The organism is Allosediminivita pacifica (assembly GCF_003054175.1).
Lineage (GTDB): Bacteria > Pseudomonadota > Alphaproteobacteria > Rhodobacterales > Rhodobacteraceae > Allosediminivita > Allosediminivita pacifica.
The window spans coordinates 124695-147406 of the sequence record NZ_QBKN01000002.1 but is presented as its reverse complement, the minus strand read 5'-3'; the positions used below and the strand labels follow the sequence as shown (position 1 = coordinate 147406).

General features: G+C 68.7%; 20 protein-coding genes. 16 read left to right on the top strand and 4 right to left on the bottom strand.

Annotated features, from left to right (window positions below):
* The first annotated feature begins 2 nt into the window (after nt 1-2).
* The 13 genes from C8N44_RS02215 to C8N44_RS02155 all read left to right on the top strand — a co-directional run bounded on the left by C8N44_RS02215 (nt 3) and on the right by C8N44_RS02155 (nt 12614).
* Complete coding sequence (locus C8N44_RS02215) at nt 3-524, top strand: MarR family winged helix-turn-helix transcriptional regulator (RefSeq protein ID WP_158273988.1); 522 nt, start codon at nt 3-5, stop codon at nt 522-524.
* 7 nt (nt 525-531) lie between these two features.
* The gene (locus C8N44_RS02210; protein WP_107974535.1) at nt 532-1653 is read left to right on the top strand and encodes a 5-methyltetrahydropteroyltriglutamate--homocysteine S-methyltransferase; all 1122 of its coding nucleotides are present in this window, start codon (nt 532-534) and stop codon (nt 1651-1653) included.
* Nucleotides 1654-1782: 129 nt separating this feature from the next.
* Nucleotides 1783-2952, top strand: coding sequence for a 4-hydroxybenzoate 3-monooxygenase (gene pobA, locus C8N44_RS02205; RefSeq protein ID WP_107974534.1), 1170 nt, complete (start codon nt 1783-1785; stop codon nt 2950-2952).
* Entirely contained in the window at nt 2949-3332 is a 384-nt protein-coding gene (gene pcaC / locus C8N44_RS02200) for a 4-carboxymuconolactone decarboxylase (protein WP_107974533.1), read from the top strand. The genes pobA and pcaC overlap by 4 nt, the downstream gene beginning before the upstream one ends.
* On the top strand, nt 3325-4053 hold the full coding sequence (gene pcaH / locus C8N44_RS02195) for a protocatechuate 3,4-dioxygenase subunit beta (protein WP_107974532.1): 729 nt from the start codon (nt 3325-3327) through the stop codon (nt 4051-4053). The genes pcaC and pcaH overlap by 8 nt, the downstream gene beginning before the upstream one ends.
* Before the next feature lies 1 nt (nt 4054).
* Nucleotides 4055-4654 carry a protocatechuate 3,4-dioxygenase subunit alpha gene (gene pcaG / locus C8N44_RS02190; RefSeq protein ID WP_107974531.1) on the top strand — a complete coding sequence of 200 codons (600 nt, stop codon included), beginning with the start codon at nt 4055-4057 and terminating at the stop codon, nt 4652-4654.
* 6 nt (nt 4655-4660) lie between these two features.
* Nucleotides 4661-5497 (top strand): 3-oxoadipate:acetyl-CoA acetyltransferase, encoded by an 837-nt coding sequence (locus C8N44_RS02185; RefSeq protein WP_107974530.1) that lies wholly within the window; start codon nt 4661-4663, stop codon nt 5495-5497.
* A gap of 59 nt (nt 5498-5556) precedes the next feature.
* Nucleotides 5557-6459 (top strand): LysR family transcriptional regulator, encoded by a 903-nt coding sequence (locus C8N44_RS02180; RefSeq protein WP_107974529.1) that lies wholly within the window; start codon nt 5557-5559, stop codon nt 6457-6459.
* Between the two features lie 83 nt (nt 6460-6542).
* A complete protein-coding gene (locus tag C8N44_RS02175) occupies nt 6543-7019 on the top strand; it encodes a formate dehydrogenase subunit gamma (protein WP_107974528.1) in 477 nt (158 codons plus the stop codon).
* Nucleotides 7016-8533 carry a formate dehydrogenase beta subunit gene (locus tag C8N44_RS02170; protein WP_107974527.1) on the top strand — a complete coding sequence of 506 codons (1518 nt, stop codon included), beginning with the start codon at nt 7016-7018 and terminating at the stop codon, nt 8531-8533. The genes C8N44_RS02175 and C8N44_RS02170 overlap by 4 nt, the downstream gene beginning before the upstream one ends.
* Nucleotides 8534-8669: 136 nt before the next feature.
* Nucleotides 8670-11591 carry a formate dehydrogenase subunit alpha gene (gene fdhF, locus C8N44_RS02165; protein WP_107974526.1) on the top strand — a complete coding sequence of 974 codons (2922 nt, stop codon included), beginning with the start codon at nt 8670-8672 and terminating at the stop codon, nt 11589-11591.
* Nucleotides 11588-12409, top strand: coding sequence for a formate dehydrogenase accessory sulfurtransferase FdhD (gene fdhD / locus C8N44_RS02160; RefSeq protein ID WP_107974525.1), 822 nt, complete (start codon nt 11588-11590; stop codon nt 12407-12409). Before fdhF ends, fdhD begins: the two co-directional genes overlap by 4 nt.
* Nucleotides 12399-12614, top strand: coding sequence for a formate dehydrogenase subunit delta (locus C8N44_RS02155; RefSeq protein ID WP_107974524.1), 216 nt, complete (start codon nt 12399-12401; stop codon nt 12612-12614). Before fdhD ends, C8N44_RS02155 begins: the two co-directional genes overlap by 11 nt.
* A gap of 4 nt (nt 12615-12618) precedes the next feature.
* On the opposite strand, the gene C8N44_RS02150 is transcribed toward C8N44_RS02155, so the two are convergent.
* Nucleotides 12619-14952: a Tex family protein gene (locus C8N44_RS02150; RefSeq protein ID WP_107974523.1), complete on the bottom strand. Its 2334-nt coding sequence runs from the start codon at nt 14950-14952 to the stop codon at nt 12619-12621.
* 213 nt (nt 14953-15165) lie between these two features.
* On the opposite strand from C8N44_RS02150, the gene C8N44_RS02145 reads away from it, so the two are divergent.
* The 3 genes from C8N44_RS02145 to C8N44_RS23095 all read left to right on the top strand — a co-directional run bounded on the left by C8N44_RS02145 (nt 15166) and on the right by C8N44_RS23095 (nt 19651).
* A complete protein-coding gene (locus C8N44_RS02145; protein ID WP_244640948.1) occupies nt 15166-15885 on the top strand; it encodes a VIT1/CCC1 transporter family protein in 720 nt (239 codons plus the stop codon).
* A gap of 365 nt (nt 15886-16250) precedes the next feature.
* Entirely contained in the window at nt 16251-19238 is a 2988-nt protein-coding gene (ileS, locus tag C8N44_RS02140) for an isoleucine--tRNA ligase (RefSeq protein WP_107974522.1), read from the top strand.
* Nucleotides 19239-19492: 254 nt separating this feature from the next.
* Complete coding sequence (locus tag C8N44_RS23095) at nt 19493-19651, top strand: type 2 periplasmic-binding domain-containing protein (RefSeq protein ID WP_158273987.1); 159 nt, start codon at nt 19493-19495, stop codon at nt 19649-19651.
* A 98-nt stretch (nt 19652-19749) separates the two neighbouring features.
* On the opposite strand, the gene C8N44_RS02135 is transcribed toward C8N44_RS23095, so the two are convergent.
* Genes C8N44_RS02135 through C8N44_RS02125 form a run of 3 tightly spaced genes read right to left on the bottom strand, consistent with a single transcriptional unit; the run spans nt 19750 to nt 22609 of the window.
* Nucleotides 19750-20763, bottom strand: a complete 1014-nt coding sequence (locus C8N44_RS02135; protein WP_107974521.1) for a YcjF family protein — start codon at nt 20761-20763, stop codon at nt 19750-19752.
* The gene (locus tag C8N44_RS02130) at nt 20760-21200 is read right to left on the bottom strand and encodes a GNAT family N-acetyltransferase (protein ID WP_107974520.1); all 441 of its coding nucleotides are present in this window, start codon (nt 21198-21200) and stop codon (nt 20760-20762) included. The genes C8N44_RS02135 and C8N44_RS02130 overlap by 4 nt, the downstream gene beginning before the upstream one ends.
* Complete coding sequence (locus tag C8N44_RS02125) at nt 21197-22609, bottom strand: YcjX family GTP-binding protein (RefSeq protein WP_107974519.1); 1413 nt, start codon at nt 22607-22609, stop codon at nt 21197-21199. Before C8N44_RS02125 ends, C8N44_RS02130 begins: the two co-directional genes overlap by 4 nt.
* Nucleotides 22610-22712 lie beyond the last annotated feature (103 nt).

Sequence of the window (22712 nt, the reverse complement as noted above, 5' to 3'; positions counted from 1 at the left end):
GCTTGAGCGAACGCCCCAACCTGCGTCGCCCCGATGGCGACGATGATCCCCAGTCCGTCCGGGTCATGGAAGGGCGGCGGGTGCTGAACCTGCCCGCCTACATTCCCTACTACCTGGTGGCGGTGAACAACGCCCAGTCGGCCGTGGCCTCGGCGGACTATCTCCGGCGCTTCGGCATCGGGGTCACAGAATGGCGGGTTCTCTCGACGCTTGCGGCGCTGCCGCCATCTCCCGCCGCGCGGCTGTGCGAGATCGTGGCGCTCGACAAGGCTGCCGTCAGTCGTGCGCTGTCGCGGCTCGATGCGGACGGTCAGGTGCAGGCCCGTCCCGGCGAACGCGATCCGCGCCGCCGGCTCTGGTCGCTGACAGACAGCGGCTGGGATCTGCACGAACAGATGCTGGATGCGGCCCTGGCCCGCGAGGCATGGCTGACCGAGGGTATCGCGCCCGCGGATCTGGACGCTTGCCGCCGCGCCCTGCGCCAGATGCTGCAGAACGTAAGAAAACCGAACCATACGGAGTAACGATTACATGCCGACACCTCCTTTCCGCGCCGATCACGTGGGCAGCCTGCTGCGCCCCGAAAGCGTCAAGCTCGCCCGCAAGGCCTTCTACGAGGAAGGCACGCTGGACGTCGAAGGGCTGCGCTCGACCGAGGACGAGGCGATCCGCAACCTGATCCGGATGCAGGAAGGCGTGGGGCTGAAAGCCGTGACCGACGGTGAACAGCGCCGGTCCTTCTGGCACTTCGACTTCATGGGCTTCCTCGACGGCCTGACGCTGGAACAGCGCGAGCCCGAGGCCGGCGCACAGTTCTCGGGCGTGAAGCTGCGCCCGACGATCCCCGTGGTCGATGGCCTGCTCGACTTCCCCGCCGACCACCCGCACATCGAGCACTTCCAGTTCCTCGCCAAGAACACCGACGTGGTGCCGAAGATCTCGATCCCCGGTCCCTCAGCGCTGCACTTCCGCGTCGCCAAGCAAGACATCGCGCCCAAGGAATACCAGGACGTCGAGGCCTATACCGCGGCCATCGCCGAAACCTACAAGAAGGCCGTGAAGGCGTTCTACGACGCCGGCTGCCGCTACCTGCAGATGGACGACATCTTCTTTGCCTATCTTTGCGATCCCAAGCACCGCGAGGCCCAGAAGGCGAGCGGCGAGGATCCGGACTGGCTCATCGACCGCTATGCATGGATGATGAACGAGGCGATCAAGGACCGTCCCGACGACATGTTCATCGGCATGCACATGTGCCGCGGCAACTTCCGCTCGACCCACGCGGCCGAGGGTGCCTACGATGCGGTGGCCGATGCCGTCTTCAACAAGACCGGCGTCGACATCTTCTTCATGGAGTACGACACGGACCGCGCGGGCGACCTCGCGCCGCTGGGGCAGCTCTCCAAGGGCACGCAGCGCGTGCTGCCGGGCTTCATCACCACGAAGACCGCCGAGATGGAAAGCATCGACGACCTGCGCCGCAAGTTCGACGAGGCCGCCAAGTACGCGCCGCTCGACCAGCTGGGCATCGCGCCCCAGTGCGGCTTCGCCTCGACCGAGGAAGGCAACGACATCACCGCCGACGACCAGCGCCGCAAGCTGGAGCTTGTCGTGAAGACGGCGGAATCGATCTGGGGCGGCGTCGAGAAGTAACCACCCCACCGAGCGAGGAGCCAGGGAGGAGACCCATGCTTGGAGTGAACGAAGGGAAGGGCGCGGTGGGAGGCCGCGTCCCGACCCGCAAGGCGTCGCGGCCCCGCCGCGGCGCGATCTGATGATCCCATGCGGACACAGGTGGCAATCATCGGCGGCGGGCCCTCGGGCCTGCTGCTCTCGCAGCTTCTCCACCGCATCGGTGTGGAGGCCGTGGTGCTGGAACGCCAGACACGGGATCATGTCCTGTCGCGCATCCGCGCGGGCGTACTCGAAAAGGGCATGATGGATCTGCTGAGGCAGGCCGGTGTCGATGACCGCGCCAGGCGCGAGGGCCTTCCCCATGACGGCGTCGTGCTGTCCTACGACGACGACCGCGTGCGCATCGACTTTGCCGAACACATCGACCAGCCGGTGACTGTCTACGGCCAGACCGAGGTCACCCGCGATCTCTACGACGCGGCCGAGGCGCGCGGGACGACCGTGCTGCACGAGGTGTCGGACGTGGAACTGCACGATCTCGACGAGGACACGCCCTACGTGACCTTCATGCACGACGGTCAGGAAAAGCGGATCGACTGCGATTTCGTGGCGGGCTGCGACGGCTTCCACGGGGTCAGCCGCAAGTCGATCCCCGACGACGTGCGCCGCGACTACGAAAAGATCTATCCCTTCGGCTGGCTGGGCCTGCTGTCGGAGACGCCTCCGGTGCATGACGAGCTGATCTACGCCAACTCGGGCCGGGGCTTTGCGCTCTGTTCCATGCGCAGCCCGCACCTGTCGCGCTACTACGTGCAGTGCCGGCTCGATGACAGGGCCGAGGACTGGTCGGACGAGGCCTTCTGGGCCGAGCTCAAACGGCGCATCCCCTCGGAATTCGCCGAAAAGCTCGTGACCGGCCCCAGCATCGAGAAATCCATCGCGCCGCTGCGGTCCTTCGTGACCGAGCCCATGCGCTGGGGGCGGCTGTTCCTTTGCGGGGACGCGGCCCACATCGTGCCGCCCACCGGGGCCAAGGGGCTCAACAGCGCGGCCTCGGATGTGCACTACCTCTTCGAGGGGCTGTCGCAGTGGTACCGCGACAGCGACGCCGAGGGTGTCGACCGCTACTCCGAACGCGCGCTGGACCGCGTCTGGAAGGTCGAGCGCTTCTCGTGGTGGATGACTTCGCTGCTGCACCGCTTTCCCGATCAGACCGACTTCGATCTCAAGATGCAGCGGGCTGAACTGCTGTATCTGCGCGATACGCCAGCCGCGCAGGAAGCGCTGGCGCTCAACTACGTGGGGTTGCCGTATTGACCGACCGTTACGAGACAGGAATGCAGGTGCGCCGCCGGGTGCTTGGCGACGCGCACGTGGACAGGGCCGAGGCCGCCAAGGGTGATCTCGACACGCCTTTCCAGGATCTCATCACCGAAAGCGCCTGGGGCACCGTCTGGGCCTCCGACGCCATCACTCCGCGCGAACGCTCCATGCTGACGCTGGCGCTGCTCGCGGCGACGGGGAACTTCGAGGAGGTGGAAATGCACGTCCGCGCGACCGCCCGCACCGGGGCAAGCCCGCGCGACGTGGCCGAGGCCTTTCAGCACGTGGCGATCTACGCCGGCGTGCCGCGCGCCAACCATGCGCTGAAGATTGCGAAACGCGTGTTCGCCGAGATGGAGAAAGACGATGTATGAGGCTTCCCCCCTGATCCCGCGCAACCGCGCGGCGCATCCGGTGCCCTATGACCCGGGCTACAAGACCAGCGTCACGCGGTCGCCGAACCTGCCGCTGCTGTCGCTCGACAGCACGCCCTCCGAGGAAACCGGCCCCCGTTTCGGGCACAACATGATCGGCGCGCTCGACAACAACCTGATCCTGAACTGGACCAAGGGCGAGGCCCCGGCGGTCGGCGAACGCATCCTCGTGCACGGCCGCGTGCTGGACGAGAACGGCCGCGCGGTGCCCAACACGCTGATCGAGGCCTGGCAGGCCAACGCCGGCGGGCGCTACCGGCACGTCAAGGACAGCTACTTCGCGCCGCTCGACCCCAACTTCGGCGGCTGCGGACGCACGCTCAGCGACGACGAGGGCTACTACCAGTTCCTGACGATCAAGCCCGGCGCCTATCCCTGGCCCAACCGGGGCAACGAATGGCGCCCGGCGCACATCCATATCTCGGTTTTCGGCCATGCCTTCGGGCAGCGGCTGATCAGCCAGATCTACTTCGAGGGCGACCCTCTGATCGACCGCTGCCCGATCGCGGCGACGGTCAAGGACCGTGGCCAGCTCGACCAGCTTGTCGCGCCGCTCGACATGGCGATGGCCAAGCCCATGGATTTCCTCGCCTACAAGTTCGACATCGTCCTGCGCGGCCGCCGCCAGACCTTCTTTGAAAACCGCCCGGAGGGGATGTGACATGGTGCAGAAACTGACGACCCTCATGGAAACGCCCTCGCAGACCGCGGGTCCCTACGTCCACATCGGCTGCGTGCCCACCTTCGCGGGCCTCGGCGGCATCTACCCCGAGGATCTTGCCCTCAGCCCCATCACCGATGCCGCCAAGGGCGAGATCGTGACCATCAAGGGTTCGGTCTACGACGGCACCGGCTGGGCGCTGCGCGACGCGCTGCTGGAAAGCTGGCAGGCGGATGCCCGGGGCATCTACCCCGGCCAGCCCGGCGCCGACCCCGGCGTGACCGGCTTCTGCCGCTTCACCGCCGACAAGGACAGCGGCGAATACACGCTTCGCACGGTCAAGCCCGGAACGGTCAAGACCCGCGACGGCAAGGTCATGGCGCCGCATATCTCGCTCTGGATCGTGGCGCGGGGCATCAACATCGGCCTCAGCACCCGCATCTACTTCGGGGACGAGGACAACGACGCCGACCCGATCCTTGCCCGCATCGAACAGCGCCCGCGTGTCGACACGCTGATCGCCAAGCCCGAGGGCGACGGCACCTACCGTTTCGACATCCGCCTTCAGGGCGAAGGCGAAACCGTCTTCCTGGACATGTGAGGGATCATGACCAAACCCTGCATCATCTGCGTCGCGATCACGGGCTCGCTGCCGAAGAAGGAAAACAACCCTGCCGTGCCGATCACCGTCTCCGAACAGGTGGAAAGCACGCAGGAAGCCTTCGAGGCGGGCGCCACCATCTGCCACGCCCACGTGCGCAACGATGACGAAACGCCGAGTTCGGATCCCGAGAAGTTTGCCCGCCTGAAGGAAGGGCTGGAAAAGCATTGCCCCGGCATGATCGTCCAGTTCTCGACTGGCGGTCGGTCCGGGGCGGGGCAGGCGCGCGGCGGCATGCTGCCGCTGGCGCCAGACATGGCCTCGCTCTCGGTGGGGTCCAACAACTTCCCCACCCGGGTCTACGAGAACCCGCCCGATCTGGTGGACTGGTTGGCAAGCGAGATGCTGACCCACGGCGTGAAGCCCGAGATCGAGGCATTCGATCTCTCGCACATCTTCCAGGCCGCGAAGATGGCCGAGGCAGGCAAGCTGGCGGGTACGCCCTACGTGCAGTTCGTCATGGGGGTGAAGAACGCGATGCCTGCGGATCGCGAGGTCTTCGAGTTCTACATCCACACTGTGAAGCGGCTCTTCGGGGACGACGCGCCTTGGTGCGCCGCGGGTATCGGCGCGAACCAGTATCTCATCAACCAGTGGTCGGTGGAGCTGGGCGGGCATGCGCGCACGGGGCTCGAGGACAATGTCCGCCTCGACCGCGACACGCTTGCGCCCTCGAACGCGGCGCTGGTGAGCCGTGTCGTGGAGCTTTGCGACAAGGCGGGTCGTCCGGTGGCGACCCCTGCGCAGGCGCGCGAGTTGCTGGGCCTGAAACCCGCCGCCTGAGTTGACCCTGCAGCCCGCGCGACGCAGGTTGCGCGGGAATCGGCACCACGGGGGCAGGCGTGATCCACAAGCTGGAAATGCTAATTGCGCTGGCCAAGGCGCGTCATTTTGGGCGTGCGGCGGAAAGCCTCGGGCTGACGCAGCCCACGCTTTCGAGCGGGATCCGGCAGCTCGAGGACGAGCTGGGCGTAAAGCTCGTGACGCGCGGCGCCCGCTTTCGCGGCCTGACCCCCGAGGGCGAGCGCGCGCTGGTCATGGCGCGCCAGATCGTCGGCGACGCGCGCCGCCTGCGCGAAGAGATGCGCTTTGCCCGCGAGGGTCTTTCCGGCGAGCTTCGCCTTGCCGTGATCCCCACCGCACTCACCCGGGCCTCGGATCTCGCCACGCGCTTTGCCGAGGCGCATCCCGGCGTGCGCCTGTCGATCCGGTCGCGCAATTCGCACGAAATCCTCGCCATGATCGACGACCTGGATGCGGATGCGGGCATCACCTACCTCGACAACGAACCGCTGGGCCGGGTGGCGCAGCTGCCGCTTTATCGCGAGCGCTACGCGCTCGTCTGCGGCGAGGACCATCCGCTGGCTGGGCGCGAGAGCGTGGCATGGAGCGATCTTGCGCGACAGCGGTTCTGCCTGCTGACGCCGGACATGCAGAACCGCCGGATCATCGACCGCAGTTTCCTCGAGGCGGGCGTGACGGCGATGCCGGCGCTGGAATCGAGCTCTACGGTGGTGCTGGTGAGCACGGTCCTGTCCGGCGGATGGGTCACGGTGCTGCCGCGCGAGATGGCGGCGTTTCTGGCCAAAGGGCATCCGCTGTCGGTGGTGCCGATCACCGGCGGCGTGGCCGCGCCGGGGGTCGGTCTGGTGACCCAGTACCAGGAGCCGCAGACCCCGCTGATCCGCGCGCTTTTCGAGGTGGCCGAGCGGGCCGCGGGCGAGGAACCCGTCGATATTGATTGAAATCCTCTATTGCCAGACGGAACGGCGATATTGATTCAAGATCGGTTTCGGTGTCTTCCTGCCCCAAAGACGGAGAGCCAGGCATGACCACCCAAGCCGCCGAGCCCGCGCCAGAGGCGCTGGCCGAGATCATCGAAGCCCACACCCATCTCGAGGGGCCGCTTCTGCCGATCCTGCATGCCATGCAGGAGGCCTTCGGCTTCGTGCCCGGCACGGCTGTGCCGGTGATCGCCAAGGCGCTGAAGCTCACCCGGGCCGAGGTGCACGGCGTCATCTCCTTCTACCACGATTTCCGCGAGGCGCCCGCCGGGCGGCATACCGTCAAGATCTGCCGGGCCGAGGCCTGCCAGGCGGTGGGCGGTGCCGCGCTGTCGGAGGCGGTGCTGTCGAAGCTGGGTATCGGCTGGGGCGAGACGACGCCCGACGGCGCCGTGACGGTGGAGCCTGTCTATTGCCTCGGGCTTTGCGCCTGTGCCCCCGCAGCCATGGTCGACGGCAAGGTCATGGGCCGCGCCGACGCCGACCGCCTGACGGCGCTCGCCGGGGAGGGCGCGGCATGAAGATCTACGTTCCCCGCGACGCCGCCGCCAAGGCGCTGGGCGCCGACGAGGTGGCAGAGGCCGTCGCGCGCGAGGCCGAGGCCCGCGGCATGAGCTTGCAGATCGTCCGCAACGGATCGCGCGGCATGGTCTGGCTGGAGCCACTGGTCGAGGTCGAAGCCTCCGGCCGCAGGCTCGCCTACGGGCCGGTGCAGGCCTCCGACGTGCCCGCGCTGCTCGACGGCACGCTGGACAGCCTCGGAGCGGTGGAGGACATCCCCTTCTTCGCCCGCCAGACCCGGCTGACCTTCGCGCGCGTGGGCCTGAACGATCCGCATTCGCTCGACGACTACAAGGCCCACGGTGGACTGGCCGGGCTGCGCCGCGTGCTGGACATGCGCGGCGAGGCGGTCATCGACGAACTCAAGGCCTCGGGCCTGCGCGGGCGCGGCGGCGCGGGCTTTCCGGCAGGCATCAAGTGGGACACGGTGCGGATGGCCCACGCCGACCGCAAGTACATCGTCTGCAACGCCGACGAGGGCGACAGCGGTACCTTTGCCGACCGCATGCTGATGGAGGGTGACCCCTTCTGCCTGATCGAGGGCATGGTCATCGCGGGCGTGACCGTGGGCGCCACCAAGGGATTTGTCTACCTGCGTTCGGAATACCCCGACGCCATCGAGGTCATGACCGAGGCGGTGGAACTGGCCCGCGCGGCAGGCCTTCTGGGGGACGCGGTGCTGGGCACCGGCCCCGCCTTCGACATGGAGATCCGCGTGGGCGCGGGCGCCTATGTCTGCGGCGAGGAAACCTCGCTTCTGAACTCGCTCGAAGGCAAGCGCGGGGTCGTGCGTGCCAAGCCGCCGCTGCCCGCGCTCGAGGGGCTTTTCGGCAAGCCGACGGTCGTGAACAACGTGCTTACCCTCGCCACGGTGCCGGTCATATTCGAAAAGGGCGCCGAGCATTACGCGAGCTTCGGGCTGGGCCGGTCCAAGGGCACCATGCCCATCCAGATCGCCGGCAACGTGGCGCGCGGCGGGCTCTTCGAGACCGCCTTCGGCATGCCGCTGGGCGAGCTGGTCAATGACGTGGCCGGCGGCACAGCCTCGGGGCGGCCGGTCAAGGCCGTGCAGGTGGGCGGGCCGCTTGGCGCCTACATGCCCACCTCCAAGTTCGACACGCCCTTCGGCTACGAGGAATTCGACGGGCAGGGTGGCCTGATCGGCCACGCGGGCGTGGTGGTCTTCGACGACAGCGCCGACATGGCGGGTCTTGCGCGGTTCGCAATGGAGTTCTGCGCGGTGGAAAGCTGCGGCAAGTGCACGCCCTGCCGCATCGGCGCGGTGCGCGGGGTCGAGACCATCGACCGCATCGCGGCAGGCGACGCGGCCGCCGTGCCGCTGCTGGAAGATCTCTGCGAGACCATGCGCGACGGATCGCTCTGCGCGCTGGGCGGCTTCACGCCCTACCCGGTGCTTTCGGCGCTGCGCGGCTTTCCCGAGGAGTTCGGCCCGGCGCGGGACGCGGCGGAATGAGCGGTTTCGCCGCGCTGACGCGCGTCGAGGTGGCGGGGGGCGCTGCCCCCCGCACCCCCCGAGGTATTTCGGGCGAGAAGAAGGGGCGGGGTGGCGCCGACACCCCTGCCATCACGCGACACCGGAGGTGCCACGCATGAAGGATTTCATCATTCCCTGGGACGACCGCGACATGGGCACGCCCGCGAAACAGGGCGCGCCGGTCACGGTGACGGTGGACGGCTTCGCGGTGACGGTGCCGGCGGGCACCTCGGTCATGCGGGCGGCGGCGGAAGCGGGGATTTCCGTGCCGAAGCTTTGCGCCACCGACAGCGTCGAGGCCTTCGGGTCGTGTCGGCTGTGTGTCGTCGAGATCGAGGGACGGCGGGGCACGCCTGCCTCCTGCACGACGCCGGTGCACGAGGGCATGAAGGTGCACACGCAATCCGAGAAGGTGAAGAAGATCCGGCGCGGGGTGATGGAGCTTTATGTCTCGGACCACCCGCTCGATTGTCTGACCTGTTCGGCCAACGGGGATTGCGAGCTGCAGGACATGGCGGGCGCCGTGGGTCTGCGCGACATGCGCTACACGCCGGGCGAGAACCATTTCGATCCCTCCGGCACCGGCGCGCGCAGCCAGTCCGAGGCGCGGCTGCGCATGCCCGTGGGCGAGGCCAACCCGCGTTACCTGCCCAAGGATGAGAGCAACCCCTATTTCACCTACGATCCCTCCAAGTGCATCGTCTGCTCGCGTTGCGTGCGGGCCTGCGAGGAGGTGCAGGGCACCTTTGCTCTGACGATCGAGGGGCGCGGCTTCGAAAGCCGGGTCTCGGCCGGGATGGCGGGCGACGATTTCCTGACATCCGACTGCGTGAGCTGCGGCGCCTGCGTGCAGGCCTGCCCCACGGCGACGCTACAGGAAAAGAGCGTGGCGGAGATGGGCGTGCCGGACCGGTCCGTGGTGACCACCTGTGCCTATTGCGGCGTGGGCTGCTCCTTCGAGGCGCAGATGCAGGGCGACCAGCTCGTGCGCATGGTGCCGTGGAAGCACGGCAAGGCCAACCGCGGCCACAGCTGCGTCAAGGGCCGCTTCGCCTACGGCTATGCCAGCCACGGCGACCGCATCCTGCACCCGATGGTGCGCGACAGCATCGACGAGCCCTGGCGCGAGGTCAGCTGGGAGGAGGCCATCACCTTCGCCGCCACGAAGATGCGCGGCATCCAGGAGCAATACGGCCGCCGGTCCATCGGCGGCATCACCTCGAGCCGCTGCACCAACGAGGAAACCTTCCTCGTGCAGAAGATGATCCGGGCGGTCTTTGGCAACAACAACACCGACACCTGTGCGCGGGTCTGCCATTCGCCCACGGGTTACGGGCTTAAGACGACCTTCGGCACCAGCGCGGGCACGCAGGATTTCGATTCCGTCGAACACACCGACGTGGCCGTGGTGATCGGGGCGAACCCCACCGACGGGCACCCGGTCTTCGGCTCGCGGCTGAAGAAGCGGCTGCGCGCGGGCGCCAAGCTCATCGTGATCGACCCGCGCCGCATCGACCTGCTCGACAGCCCCCACGTGGGCGAGGCGCATCACCTGGCTCTCACGCCCGGCACCAATGTCGCCGTGCTGACCGCCATGGCGCATGTGATCGTGACCGAGGGGCTGGTGGACGAGGACTTCATCCGCAGCCGCTGCGACTGGGAGGAATTCCGCCAGTACGCCGAGTTCGCCGCCGATCCGCGCCACAGCCCGGAAGCGACGGCGCTTCTGACCGGCGTGAACGCGCAGGCGTTGCGGCTTGCGGCGCGGGCCTATGCCACGGGTGGGAACGGGGCGATCTACTACGGGTTGGGCGTGACCGAGCACAGCCAGGGATCGACCACCGTGATGGCCATCGCCAACCTTGCCATGATGACCGGCAACATCGGCCGTCCCGGCGTGGGCGTGAACCCGCTGCGCGGCCAGAACAACGTGCAGGGCTCCTGCGACATGGGCAGCTTCCCGCACGAGCTGCCGGGCTATCGCCACGTGAGCGACGATGCCGCGCGCGAGGTCTTCGAGAAGGTCTGGGGCGCGCCGGTCGACGAGGAACCCGGCCTGCGCATTCCCAACATGCTCGACGCGGCGGTCGAGGGGACCTTTCGCGGCATCTACATCCAGGGCGAGGACATCCTGCAATCGGACCCCGACACGAAACACGTGGCGGCGGGGCTTGCGGCCATGGACTGCGTCATCGTCCACGACCTCTTCCTGAACGAGACGGCCAACTACGCCCATGTCTTCCTGCCGGGCAGCACCTTCCTTGAAAAGGACGGGACCTTCACCAACGCCGAGCGGCGCATCAACATGGTGCGCGAGGTGATGAAGCCCAAGGCCGGTTACGCCGACTGGGAGGTGACGCAGCTTCTGGCCAATGCCATGGGGGCGGGCTGGTCCTACACCCACCCGCGCGAGATCATGGACGAGATCGCCGCTACCACGCCTTCCTTCGCCGGGGTCAGCTTCGATCTGCTGGACGAGAAGGGCTCGGTCCAGTGGCCCTGCAACGAGGCGCATCCCGAGGGATCGCCGGTCATGCACGTGGACGGCTTCGTGCGCGGCAAGGGACAGTTCATCCTGACCGAGTACATCGCCACCGAGGAACGCACCGGGCCGCGCTTCCCGCTGCTGCTGACCACCGGGCGCATCCTGTCGCAGTACAACGTGGGCGCGCAGACCCGGCGCACGCCGAACGTCGTCTGGCATCAGGAGGACCTGCTGGAAATCCACCCCCACGATGCCGAGGTGCGCGGCGTCAAGGAAGGCGACTGGATCAAGCTGGCCTCGCGGTCCGGCGAAACCTCGCTGCGCGCGACGATCACCGACCGCGTGGCACCGGGCGTGGTCTACACGACCTTCCACCACCCGGGCACGCAGGCCAACGTGGTGACCTCGGATTTCTCGGACTGGGCGACCAACTGCCCGGAATACAAGGTGACCGCCGTGCAGGTCTCGCCCTCGAACGGGCCGACCGACTGGCAGGAAGACTACGCCGCGCAGGCGGCGCAGTCGCGGCGCATCCTTCCGGCGGCGGAATGACCGGCGATCCGGCGCAGATCCGCGCAGGTGTCTCCGTGCAGGGGGGCGCGCGGCGCGACGTGCACCGCGCGCTGCCCGAGGAGCTGCCCGTCGCGGTGACCGTGAACGGCAGCACGCATGCCGTCATGATGGCGACGCCCGCGGATCTGGAGGATTTCGCCCTGGGCTTTGCCCTGACCGAGGGGTTGGTCGGCGCCGCGTCCGAGGTGGAGCGGTCCGAGCTCGTGGCGTTCGACGAGGGCATCGAGGCGCGGCTCTGGCTGCCCGAGGCGCAGGCCGAGGTGATCGCCGCCCGCCGCCGCAGCATGGCGGGGCCGGTGGGCTGCGGGCTGTGCGGGATCGAAAGCCTCGAACAGGCGGTGCGCGCGCTGCCCGTGCTGCCGGACAGTGGCCTGCGCATTCCGGGGGCCGAAGTGGCGGGCGCCACCGACGCGCTGCGCGACCACCAGCCGCTGCACGATCGCACCCACGCGGTGCACGCGGCGGGCTTCCTGCGGCCGGGCGAGGGCATCGTCATGGCGCGCGAGGACGTGGGCCGGCACAACGCGCTCGACAAGCTCATCGGTGCCTGCGCACGGGCGGGCATCGACATGGGGCAGGGGGCCGTGGTGCTGACCTCGCGCGTGTCGGTCGAGATGGTGCAGAAGACGGTGCTGGCCGGCGCGCCCGTGCTCATCGCCGTCTCCGCCCCCACCGCCCATGCCCTTCGGCTGGCCGAGGGCGCGGGGCTGACGCTCGCCGCCTTCGCCCGTTGCGGCGGCTTTGATATCTATGCCCACGGGCACCGGATCGTGACGGAGGAAAGCGATGTCGCCTGACAAGATGATCCGCATGGCGAACCAGATCGCCGCGTTCTTCGAGACCCAGCCGAATGCCGGCGCGCCCGAGGTGGCCGCCCATATCAACGAGTTCTGGGAGCCGCGCATGCGCGCGCAGCTCTCTGACCACCTTGCCGCGGGCGGCGAGGGCCTGCACCCGCTGGTGAGTGAGGCGGCAGGGCTCATCAAGCAACCCGCCGCCTGAGCCCTCACTTCCGGTTCATCGCGTCGCGCAGGGCCGCCCCGAGCGCGCCGCCGCCCTCGTCCTTGCGCGGCTGGGCGGGCTTGCCGCGTCCCTGACCACCGCCACCGCCGCGCGGCTTGCCCTTGTCGGGGCTCGGCCCGCGCTCCTGTTGTGCCGCCTTGGCCGAGGCGCCGCCATCCTTGCGCATGCTCAGCCCGATCCGCTTGCGAGGCACGTCGACCTCGGTCACCGTGACCGAGACCACGTCGCCCGCCTTCACCACCTCGTGCGGGTCCTTCACGAAGCGGTCTGCCAGCTGGCTGATGTGGACAAGCCCGTCCTGGTGCACGCCCACGTCGACGAATGCGCCGAAGGCCGCGACGTTGGTCACGGTGCCTTCCAGCCGCATCCCCGGCTTCAGGTCCTTGATGTCCTCGACCCCGTCCGCGAACTGCGCGGTGCGGAAGCTCGGGCGCGGGTCGCGGCCGGGCTTTTCCAACTCGGCGAGGATGTCCCTCACCGTCGGCAGACCAAAGCTCGCGTCCACGAAGTCCTCGGCCCGGAGGCCCTTCAGCGCCTCGGGCTGGCCCATGATCTGTCGGATGTCGCGGCCACAGGCGCCCACGATCCGCCGCGCCACGCCGTAGGCTTCGGGGTGGACCGAGGACGCATCCAGCGGCTCCTCCCCGTCGCGGATGCGCAGGAAGCCCGCCGCCTGCTCGAAGGCCTTGGGGCCAAGTCCCGCCACCTTCAGCAGCGCCTTGCGCGACCCGAACGCCCCGCTGGCATCGCGGTGATCCACCACCGCCTGCGCCAGCTTCGGCCCTAGCCCCGCCACATGCGACAGCAGCGGCGCGGACGCCGTGTTGAGATCCACGCCCACCGCGTTCACCGCGTCCTCCACGACCGCCTCCAGCGCCTTGGTCAGGCGCCGCTGGTCCACGTCGTGCTGGTACTGGCCGACGCCGATGCTTTGCGGTTCGATCTTCACCAGCTCCGCCAGCGGGTCCTGAAGCCGCCGCGCGATCGACACCGCGCCGCGCAGCGAGACATCCAGCCCCGGGAATTCCTTCGCCGCAAGGTCCGAGGCCGAATAGACCGAGGCCCCCGCCTCCGAGACCACCACCTTGGTCGGGGCTGTCACGCCCTGCGGCAGCAGCTTCAGCGTGTCGGCCACCAGCCGCTCGGTCTCGCGGCTGGCGGTGCCGTTGCCGATGGCGACAAGCTCCACCCCGTGCCGCTGGATCATGGCGATGATCTGCGCCTCGGCCCCGCGCAGGTCGCGCTTGGGGGGGAAGGGGTAAAGCGTCGCCGTCTCCAGCAGCTTGCCGGTGGCATCCACCACAGCCGCCTTCACGCCGGTGCGGATGCCGGGATCAAGACCCAGCGTCGCCCGCGCCCCCGCCGGTGCGGCCAGCAGCAGGTCCTTGAGGTTGCGCGCAAAGACCTGGATCGCGCTTTCATGCGCCCGGCTGCGCAGCTCGGCCAGAAGATCCACGTACATCGACAGCGAGAGCTTCACCCGCCAGGTCCAGGCCGCCGCCTCGCGCAGCCAGCGGTCGCCGGGCGCATCGCCCGGCACGCCCACGGCGCCCGCCACGATCTGCACCGCCTTGTCGCGCCCGCCCTCGGGGTCCGGCGCGATGTCCAGCGTCACGACCTCTTCCTTGGCGGCGCGCAGCAGCGCCAGCGCCCGGTGATCGGGGATCTTGTGCCACGCCTCGCTGTGGTCGAAGTAGTCCGAGAACTTCGCGCCCTCTTCCTCCTTGCCGGGGATCACCCGGGCGGTGACCAGTGCCTCATCGCGCATGAAAATGCGCAACCGCCCCAGCAGGTCGGCGTTTTCGGTCAGCTCCTCGGCCAGGATATCCCGCGCCCCGGTCAGCGCCGCCTTGGTGTCGGCCACGTTTTCCGAAACATAGCCCTCGGCCAGCTTGGTCGGATCGGCCGAGCGATCCGCCATGATCCCGCGCAGAAGCGGCTCCAGCCCGTTTTCTCGCGCGATCATCGCCTTGGTGCGGCGCTTGGGCTTGTAGGGCAGGTAGATATCCTCGAGCGCGGACTTGGTCTCGGCCCCGGCGACGGCTTTTGCCAGATCGTCGGTCAGCTTGCCCTGCTCCTTGATCGACGACAGTATCGTCGCCCGCCGTGCCTCGAGCTCGCGCAGGTAGGCCAGCCGGTCCGAGAGCGTGCGCAGTTGCGTGTCGTCCAGCCCGCCGGTGGCCTCCTTGCGATAACGCGCGACGAAGGGCACCGTCGCGCCTCCGTCGAGCAGGTCGACCGCGGCACTGACCTGGTCGGGCCGGGCGGTGATCTCGGTTGCGATCTGGCGGGCGATGCGCTGGGCGGTCTGGTCCAATTGCGGCTCCTGTTCGGGGTCGGAGCGCCTGTCTAGCCTCCGCCGGCCCTTCCGCCAAGAGGGCGCAGGGGGTGCGGCGGCCGGATCGGCCCGCAGGCGCCGAGAGGGGCGCTGGGGTCACGCGCCAAGGCCTGCGGCGCCACCGTGGCTTGAACCGGTGGGCGCCTCGGGCATTATCGCGCGCAATCAGCCCGGCCAACAGGAGGTACCCCCGTGGCCCAGCCAACCGACCATTCCCACGCTCCCGAGGATATCACCAACCGCCTTCGCGAGGGGCCGGCGCGCAGTCACCTGCGCGACATGATCTACGGCGCGATCGACGGCGGGGTGACCACCTTTGCCATCGTCGCGGGCGTGGCGGGGGCGGGGCTTTCGCCCTTCGTGATCGTCGCACTGGGCCTGGCCAACGTCTTTGCCGACGGGTTTTCAATGGCGGCGGGCAACTACTCGGGCACCAAGGCGGAGCTCGATGACATGCGCCGCCTCCGCGCGGTCGAGATCGATCACATCGATCGCTTTCCCGAGGGCGAGCGCCGTGAACTGCGCGAGATCCTGTCGCAGCGGGGGCTGCATGGTGAGACGCTGGACGCCGCCGTCGACCAGATCGCCGCCAGTCGCGAGGCCTGGGTCACGACGATGCTCGAGGGCGAATACGGCGTTTCGCCGACGGAACCGCACCCGATGCGCGCGGCGTTCGCGACCTTCGGCGCCTTCCTCGTGTCGGGGTTCATCCCGCTGCTGCCGTTCCTGCTCGGGATCCCGAAAGCGTTCACGATCTCCGCCTTGCTGACGCTGGCATGGTTCTTCGTCATCGGCGCCGCCAAGAGCCACTGGTCGCTCAGCCCATGGTGGCGGTCCGGTGCCGAGACCTTTGCCATCGGCGGGGCGGCGGCGGGAATCGCCTATGTCGTCGGAACGCTGTTCACGCTCTGAAGGGAATTGGGGCAAAAGTAAGGAATTCCCGACTGACGTGAGGTTCCTACGCGGCGTAGTTTGTCCTCATTGTACCGAGGTGACGTCTTACGGCCATTTCGCCCATTCGATTTCGCGCAAGCCCGCCTGGCCGTGTCCCGCAGGACCTGCAATTTTTCCGTTGGTCCGGGACCGGCCGGGTGGGTTTCCACCCCCACTGGACGTGCAGACGCCCGGCGTCTATACCCCAGCCCATGATGGGCCTTTTCGCGATCATCATCCGAATTACATGCCCGGCGTCCTGACAACGGACCGCCGGGACAAAGGCGCATGCGCCGCCGCGCCGACCTCACCCGAAATTCCCGTATCGCCCGAGGACACACCCGATGTGCGCCGACACGCCTGACTACAAAGACACCCTGAACCTTCCCAAGACCGATTTTCCCATGCGGGCGGGTCTGCCCAAGCGCGAGCCGGGCTGGCTGGAACGCTGGAACGAGATCGGCGTCTACGACCGCCTGCGTGAAGAGGCAGGCGACCGTCCGCCCTTCACGCTGCATGACGGCCCTCCCTATGCCAACGGTCACCTGCACATCGGTCACGCGCTGAACAAGACGATCAAGGACATGATCGTGCGCTCGCACCAGATGATGGGTCACGACGCACGCTACATCCCCGGCTGGGACTGCCACGGCCTGCCGATCGAGTGGAAGATCGAGGAACAGTACCGGAAGAAGGGCAAGAACAAGGACGAGGTGCCGGTCATCGACTTCCGGCAGGAATGCCGGAGCTTCGCCGAGGGCTGGATCGGTGTGCAGCGCGACGAGTTCAAGCGGCTGGGCATCACCGGCAACTGGGCCGATCCCTACCTCACCATGGACTTCCACGCCGAGCGGGTGATCGCCGAGGAATTCCAGAAGTTCCTGATGAACGGCACGCTCTACCAGGGCTCCAAGCCCGTGATGTGGTCGCCGGTCGAGGAGACCGCGCTGGCCGAGGCCGAGGTGGAGTACCACGACAAGGAGAGCTTCACGATCTGGGTGAAGTTCCCGGTGACCGAGTTCCGCCTGCCCGAGGCGGATGTCTCGGACGAGGAGATGTCCGACGAGGAGCGCGAGGGCATTGCGGCAGCGAAGGCCGAGGCGCGCGACGCGCTGGTGGGTGCCAAGGTGGTGATCTGGACGACCACGCCCTGGACGATCCCCTCGAACAAGGCCGTGGTCTTCGGCGAAAGCTTCTCCTACGGGCTGTACGAGGTCACCGGCACGCCCGAGGAATGCTGGGCGAACGTGGGCGAGCGGTTCATCCTGGCCGACAAGCTGGCGGCGCAGACCTTTGCCAAGGCGCGCCTGGAGGAGGGCCAATGGCGCCGCGTGCGCGACGTGACGTCTGCACAGCTGGCGGGCCTGACGCTTCAGCACCCGCTGGCGGGCGTCGAGGGTGCGAATGGCGAATGGGACGATGCACGCGACTTCCGCGCCGCCGATTTCGTCACTGACGAGGAGGGCACCGGATTCGTGCACTGCGCTCCCTCGCACGGGATGGAGGAATACGAGCTCTACCGCGGGCTCGGTATGCTCGACCGGGTCATCACCTACAACGTGATGGACGACGGCAGCTTCCGCGAGGATCTGCCGTTCTTCGGGGGGACGCGCATCCTAAAGGCAAACGGCAAGGAGGGCGACGCCAACAAGGCGGTCATCGACAAGCTTGTCGAGGTCGGAGGCCTGCTGGCACGTGGCAAGATCAAGCACTCCTACCCGCATTCCTGGCGCTCCAAGGCGCCGGTCATCTTCCGCAACACGCCGCAGTGGTTCGCCGCCATCGACCGGCCCGTGGGCGACGGGCAGGACCAGAACGGCAAGACCATCCGCGAACGCGCGCTGACCTGCATCGACCAGGTGAAGTGGACGCCCAAGACCGGCCGCAACCGGCTGCATTCCATGATGGAAGGTCGGCCCGACTGGGTGCTGTCGCGCCAGCGCGCCTGGGGCGTGCCGCTGACCTGTTTCGTCAAGAAAGGCGCGCGGCCGACCGAGCCGGACTTCCTGCTGCGCGATGAGAAGGTCAACGCCCGCATCCTCGAGGCCTTCGAGGCCGAGGGCGCCGATGCCTGGTACAAGGACGGCGCCAAGGAGCGGTTCCTCGGCAACGACTACGACGCCTCCGAGTGGGTGCAGGTCTTCGACATCCTCGACGTGTGGTTCGACAGCGGCTCGACCCACGCCTTCGTGTTGCGCGACCGGCCCGACGGGACGAAGGACGGCATCGCCGACGTCTACATGGAAGGCACTGACCAGCACCGGGGCTGGTTCCATTCCTCGCTGCTGCAGTCGGTGGGCACCACCGGCCGTGCGCCCTATCGCAACGTGGTCACGCATGGCTTCACGCTGGACGAAAAGGGCAACAAGATGTCCAAGTCGCTCGGCAACACCATCGTGCCCGAGGAAGTGGTCAAGCAGTACGGCGCCGACATCCTGCGGCTCTGGGTGGCGCAGGCGGATTACACCGCCGACCAGCGGATCGGGCCCGAGATCCTGAAGGGCACCGCCGACAGCTATCGCCGCCTGCGCAACACGCTGCGGTTCATGCTCGGGGCGCTGGCGCATTTCGAGGAGGGCGACCGGGTTGCCCGCGAGGAGATGCCGGAGTTGGAGCAGTGGGTGCTCCACCGGCTGGCGGAGCTGGACGAGGTGGTGCGCGAGGGCTACCGCGCCTTCGATTTCCAGCACGTCTTCCAGCAGGTCTTCCAGTTCTGCACCGTGGACCTGTCGGCCTACTACTTCGACATCCGCAAGGACGCGCTCTACTGCGACGGGGATACCGAGCGGCGGCGCGCTGCCCGGACCGTGATGGACCTGCTGTTCCACCGGCTGACCACCTGGCTGGCGCCGGTGCTGGTCTTCACGATGGAAGAGGTCTGGCTGGAGCGGTTCCCGGGCGAGCAGAGCTCTATCCACCTGCAGGACATGCCCGAGACGCCCGCCGACTGGCGCGATCCGGCGCTGTCGGAGAAGTGGCAGATGGTGCGCCGCGCCCGCCGGGCGGTCACGGCCGCGCTGGAGGTGCAGCGGAGCGAGAAGGTGATCGGGGCGAGCCTCGAGGCGGCGCCGGTGGTGCACGTCGAGGACGAGGCCATGCTGGCGGCGCTGAAGACGGTGAACTTCGCCGATCTCTGCATCACGTCGGACATCAGCCTGACCGGCGATCCGGCCCCGCAGGAGGCCTTCCGCCTGCCGGAGGTCGAGAACGTGGGCGTGGTCTTCGAGCGGGCCGAGGGGCAGAAATGCCAGCGCTGCTGGAAGATCCTGCCGGACGTGGGCACCCATTCCCACCCCGACACCTGCGCCCGCTGCGACGAGGCGCTGGGCTGAACGGATACCCCGGGCGGCAGGGCCGTCCTGGGGTGTCCCGGGCCGGGACATTTTGGGGTGTCATATAAATCAAGGACTTGGGGATCCGGATTAACCGGGTCTTAGGGATGTCCCGGGCTGCACGGCCCGGGGCGCGGTGTTGCGCTGCCCCTCTCTCAACAGCCTACTCCCCCTCCCTGGCCCTCCCCCTGACAGGGGAAGGGGATGGTGCACGCTGGCTGCCTGTGTGCCGTGGCGCGCAAGCCGGTGGCGAGTTGGCGCGGCAGCTTGCCGAGGGGCGGCTGGCGCAACCCTTCGGGATCACGGTACCGGCGGGGCGCTACTACGTCGCCTGGCCCTCGGACCGGGCGGTGAGCCCGGCCATGGCGCGCTTCACGCAGTGGCTGGCAGGGGCGGCGTCAGGGCCCGAGTGACGGTGCGGGGCGCAGGGCGGCAAGTGGGCTCTGCCCCCGCGGCCTGCGGCCGCTCCCCCGGAATATTTCTGCCAAGAAGAAGCCGGGGGCGCGGCGCGTTACTTCTGGCCGGGGACGAGGCCGCTGAGCGAGGTGCGAATGATCGCGCGGACCGAGGGGCGGGCCTTGCGCGAGAAGGGCAGGGGGCGGCAGACCTCCATGGCGGCGACGCCGACGCGGGCGGTGAGCGCGCCGTTCACGAGGCCTTCGCCGAAGCGGCGCGAAAGCTTGCCCAGCAGGCCCGAGCCGAGGATGGGCTCGAGCATGTCGTCCCCCACGGCCACGGCGCCGGTGGCGACGAGGTGGCTCATGACGGCGCGGGCGAGGCGCATGCTGCCCAGCGTCCCGGAACGACCGCCATAGATCTCGCCGATGCGGCGGATCATGCGGAGGTTGGCGCTGAAGGCCGCGACCACGTCGGCGAGCGCGAGAGGGACGAGCGCGGTGACGGTGGCCACCTGGCGGGCCGCGGCCTCGACCTCGCGCCGGGCGGCGGCGTCCAGCGGCGCGAGGAGGGCGTCCTCGGAGAGGTGGATCAGGCCCTCGGCATCGAAGATCTCGTCCTGGCGTTCCTTGAGGCGTTCGCGGCCCCAGCGGGTGTCCTCGCGCCCGCTGTAGAGGTCGTGCAGGCGGGCGGTGAGGTCGCGCGCGCCCTTGAGGTCGGCCTCGGCCAGGACGCGGGTGGCGTCGCGGTGCAGGCGGTCGACGCGGGCGAGGCGGTAGAAGACGGCCACTTCCTTGATGGCGATGAGCAGGACCACCAGCACGAAGAGCGCGATGAGCGCGGTGACGCCCCAGCCGAGGATCTCGTTGCGCTGGATCAGGGAGGTGGCGAGGTTCCAGGCTCCGAGCGACAGCAACGTGGTGACCAGCGCGGCAAGCAGCCGCCAGAACCAGCGGGACAGCCGCGAGGGCCGGCGGGCGGTGAGCGCGGCGACGGTGGCCATGGCCTGGCCGCGCGGCGGCGGGGCCACGTCGTCGTCGGGGATGGGCGGCGCCTCGTCGGGGCGGGGGGCGGCGCTCTCCTCGTCGAGGTCAATCAGGACGGGGCCCCGGCGGTCGCTTGTGCTCATGCGTGGGTCCTTTCCCAGAGAAGGCGGATGTCGGGCAGGCCCTCGTCGTTGTCGCCCGTGGTGCGGGTCATCTCGCGGAACCCGTGCCGTTCGTAGAAGCGGCGGGCGCCCTCGTTGGCGACGAAGGTCCAGAGCAGGAGGCGCGGGCTGCGGGCCTTGGCGTCCTCGAGCAGCGCGCGGCCGATGCCCTGCCCGCGGGCGGGTGCGGTAAGGTAGAGGGCCTGTATGTCCTCGCCGTCGCGGGCGAGAAAGCCCTGCACGCCATCGGTCTCGGCCACGGTGACCCAGCCTCGCGCGATGAGGTCGCCGGCATGGGCGAGATCCTCGGCCCTGGTGTGGATGCGGGGCATCCAGGGGGTGTCGTCGACGAACTCCGACAGGATGGCGCCCACGGCGCCGGCGTCGGTGGGGGTGGCAGGGCGCAGGATGAGGCTCACAGCCGGTCCCCCAGCAGGAACTGTGCCGCGCGGTCGAGGCGGATGTGGGGCGGGCCGTCGCCGGGTTTGAGGCTGAGCGGCTGAGGTTCGAAATTCATGATCCGGTAGTCGCCGCCGAGCCAGTCGGCCTCGCCCTGCCGTGCGGGGTTCAGGAGCGCGTTCGGATCCGAGGGCAGGTCGCCGGGGTAGAAGGCGGCGCGCTTGCCGCCCTGCAGCGTGCCGCGCACCACGTCGAGGTCGGCGCCCTCGTGGCGCAGGGTTTCCTCGGTCGTGGCGCGGAGGGCTGCCAGCGACATGGCCTGCGTATGGGCGCCGGCAAAGCTCGCCCGGTCGCGCGCATCGCGCATGAGCGCCTCCATGATGGCGGTCAGGCGGGGGTGCTGGCTGTGGTGCAGGTGGTCGGCCTTGGTGGCGGCGAAAAGGATGCGCTCCACCCGCTTGCCCATGAGCAGCTGGCTGAGGAAGGCGTTGCGCCCGGGCCGGAAGGCCGAGAGGATCTCGGCCATGGTGCGGCGCAGGTCCTCGACCGCGCGGGGGCCGGCGTGGATGGCGCCGAGCGCGTCCACCAGCACCACCTGCCGGTCGATGCGTGAGAAGTGATCGCGGAAGAAGGGGCGGACGACCTGGGACTTGTAGGCGTCGAAGCGGCGTTCCATCTCGCGCCAGAGGCTCTTGCGCGGGGCGCCGTCCTGCGGCGGCAGGGGCGCGAAGGTCAGCACGGGGCTGCCGGCCATTTCGCCGGGCAGCAGGAAGCGCCCCGGCGAACAGTCTGAAAAGCCCGCGTCGCGGGCGGCGTGCAGGCTGCGGGTGTAGGCCTCGGAAAGCTGGCGGGCGCGGGATTCCTCGAAGGGCGCCTTGGCGTCCTCGGCGCGGGCCATCTCGATGAATTTCGGCCCCTCGGGGCGGTGGTCGAGCCGGCCCAGCATGTCGGCGGACCAGGAGGCGTAGTCCTTGTCCATCAGCCCGAGGTCGAGCAGCCATTCGCCGGGGTAGTCGACGATGTCGATATGGATCACCCGCGGCCCCTGCAGGCCGGCGATGAGCCCGGTGGGGCGCACGCGCAGCGACAGGCGCAGTTCCGACACGGCGCGGGTGCTGTCGGGCCAGTGGGGCGTGCGTGCTGTGAGCGCGCCGAGATGGGTTTCGTAGTCGAAGCGCGGGATGGTGTCGTCGGGCTGCGGCTGCAGGTAGGCCGTGAGGATGCGGCCCTCGGTCTGGGCGGCGAGCTGCGGCATGCGCCCGCGGTCGAGCATGTTGGCCACCAACGAGGTAATGAAGACCGTCTTGCCCGCGCGCGACAGGCCCGTGACCCCGAGCCGGATCACCGGCTCGAAGAAGGTTTCGCTGACGGTGCCGGTGACGGTCTCCACGCCGCGGGTGAGCGTGTCGGCAAGCGTTCCGATGACCAAATGTCGTCCCCTTGTTCCCTTGAAGGGGGAAGATAGGGGTTCGGCGCGGTGGTGGCCAGAGGGGGTGGATTGCGCGGCGCGGCCTGGCAGGCTAGATCGCGCG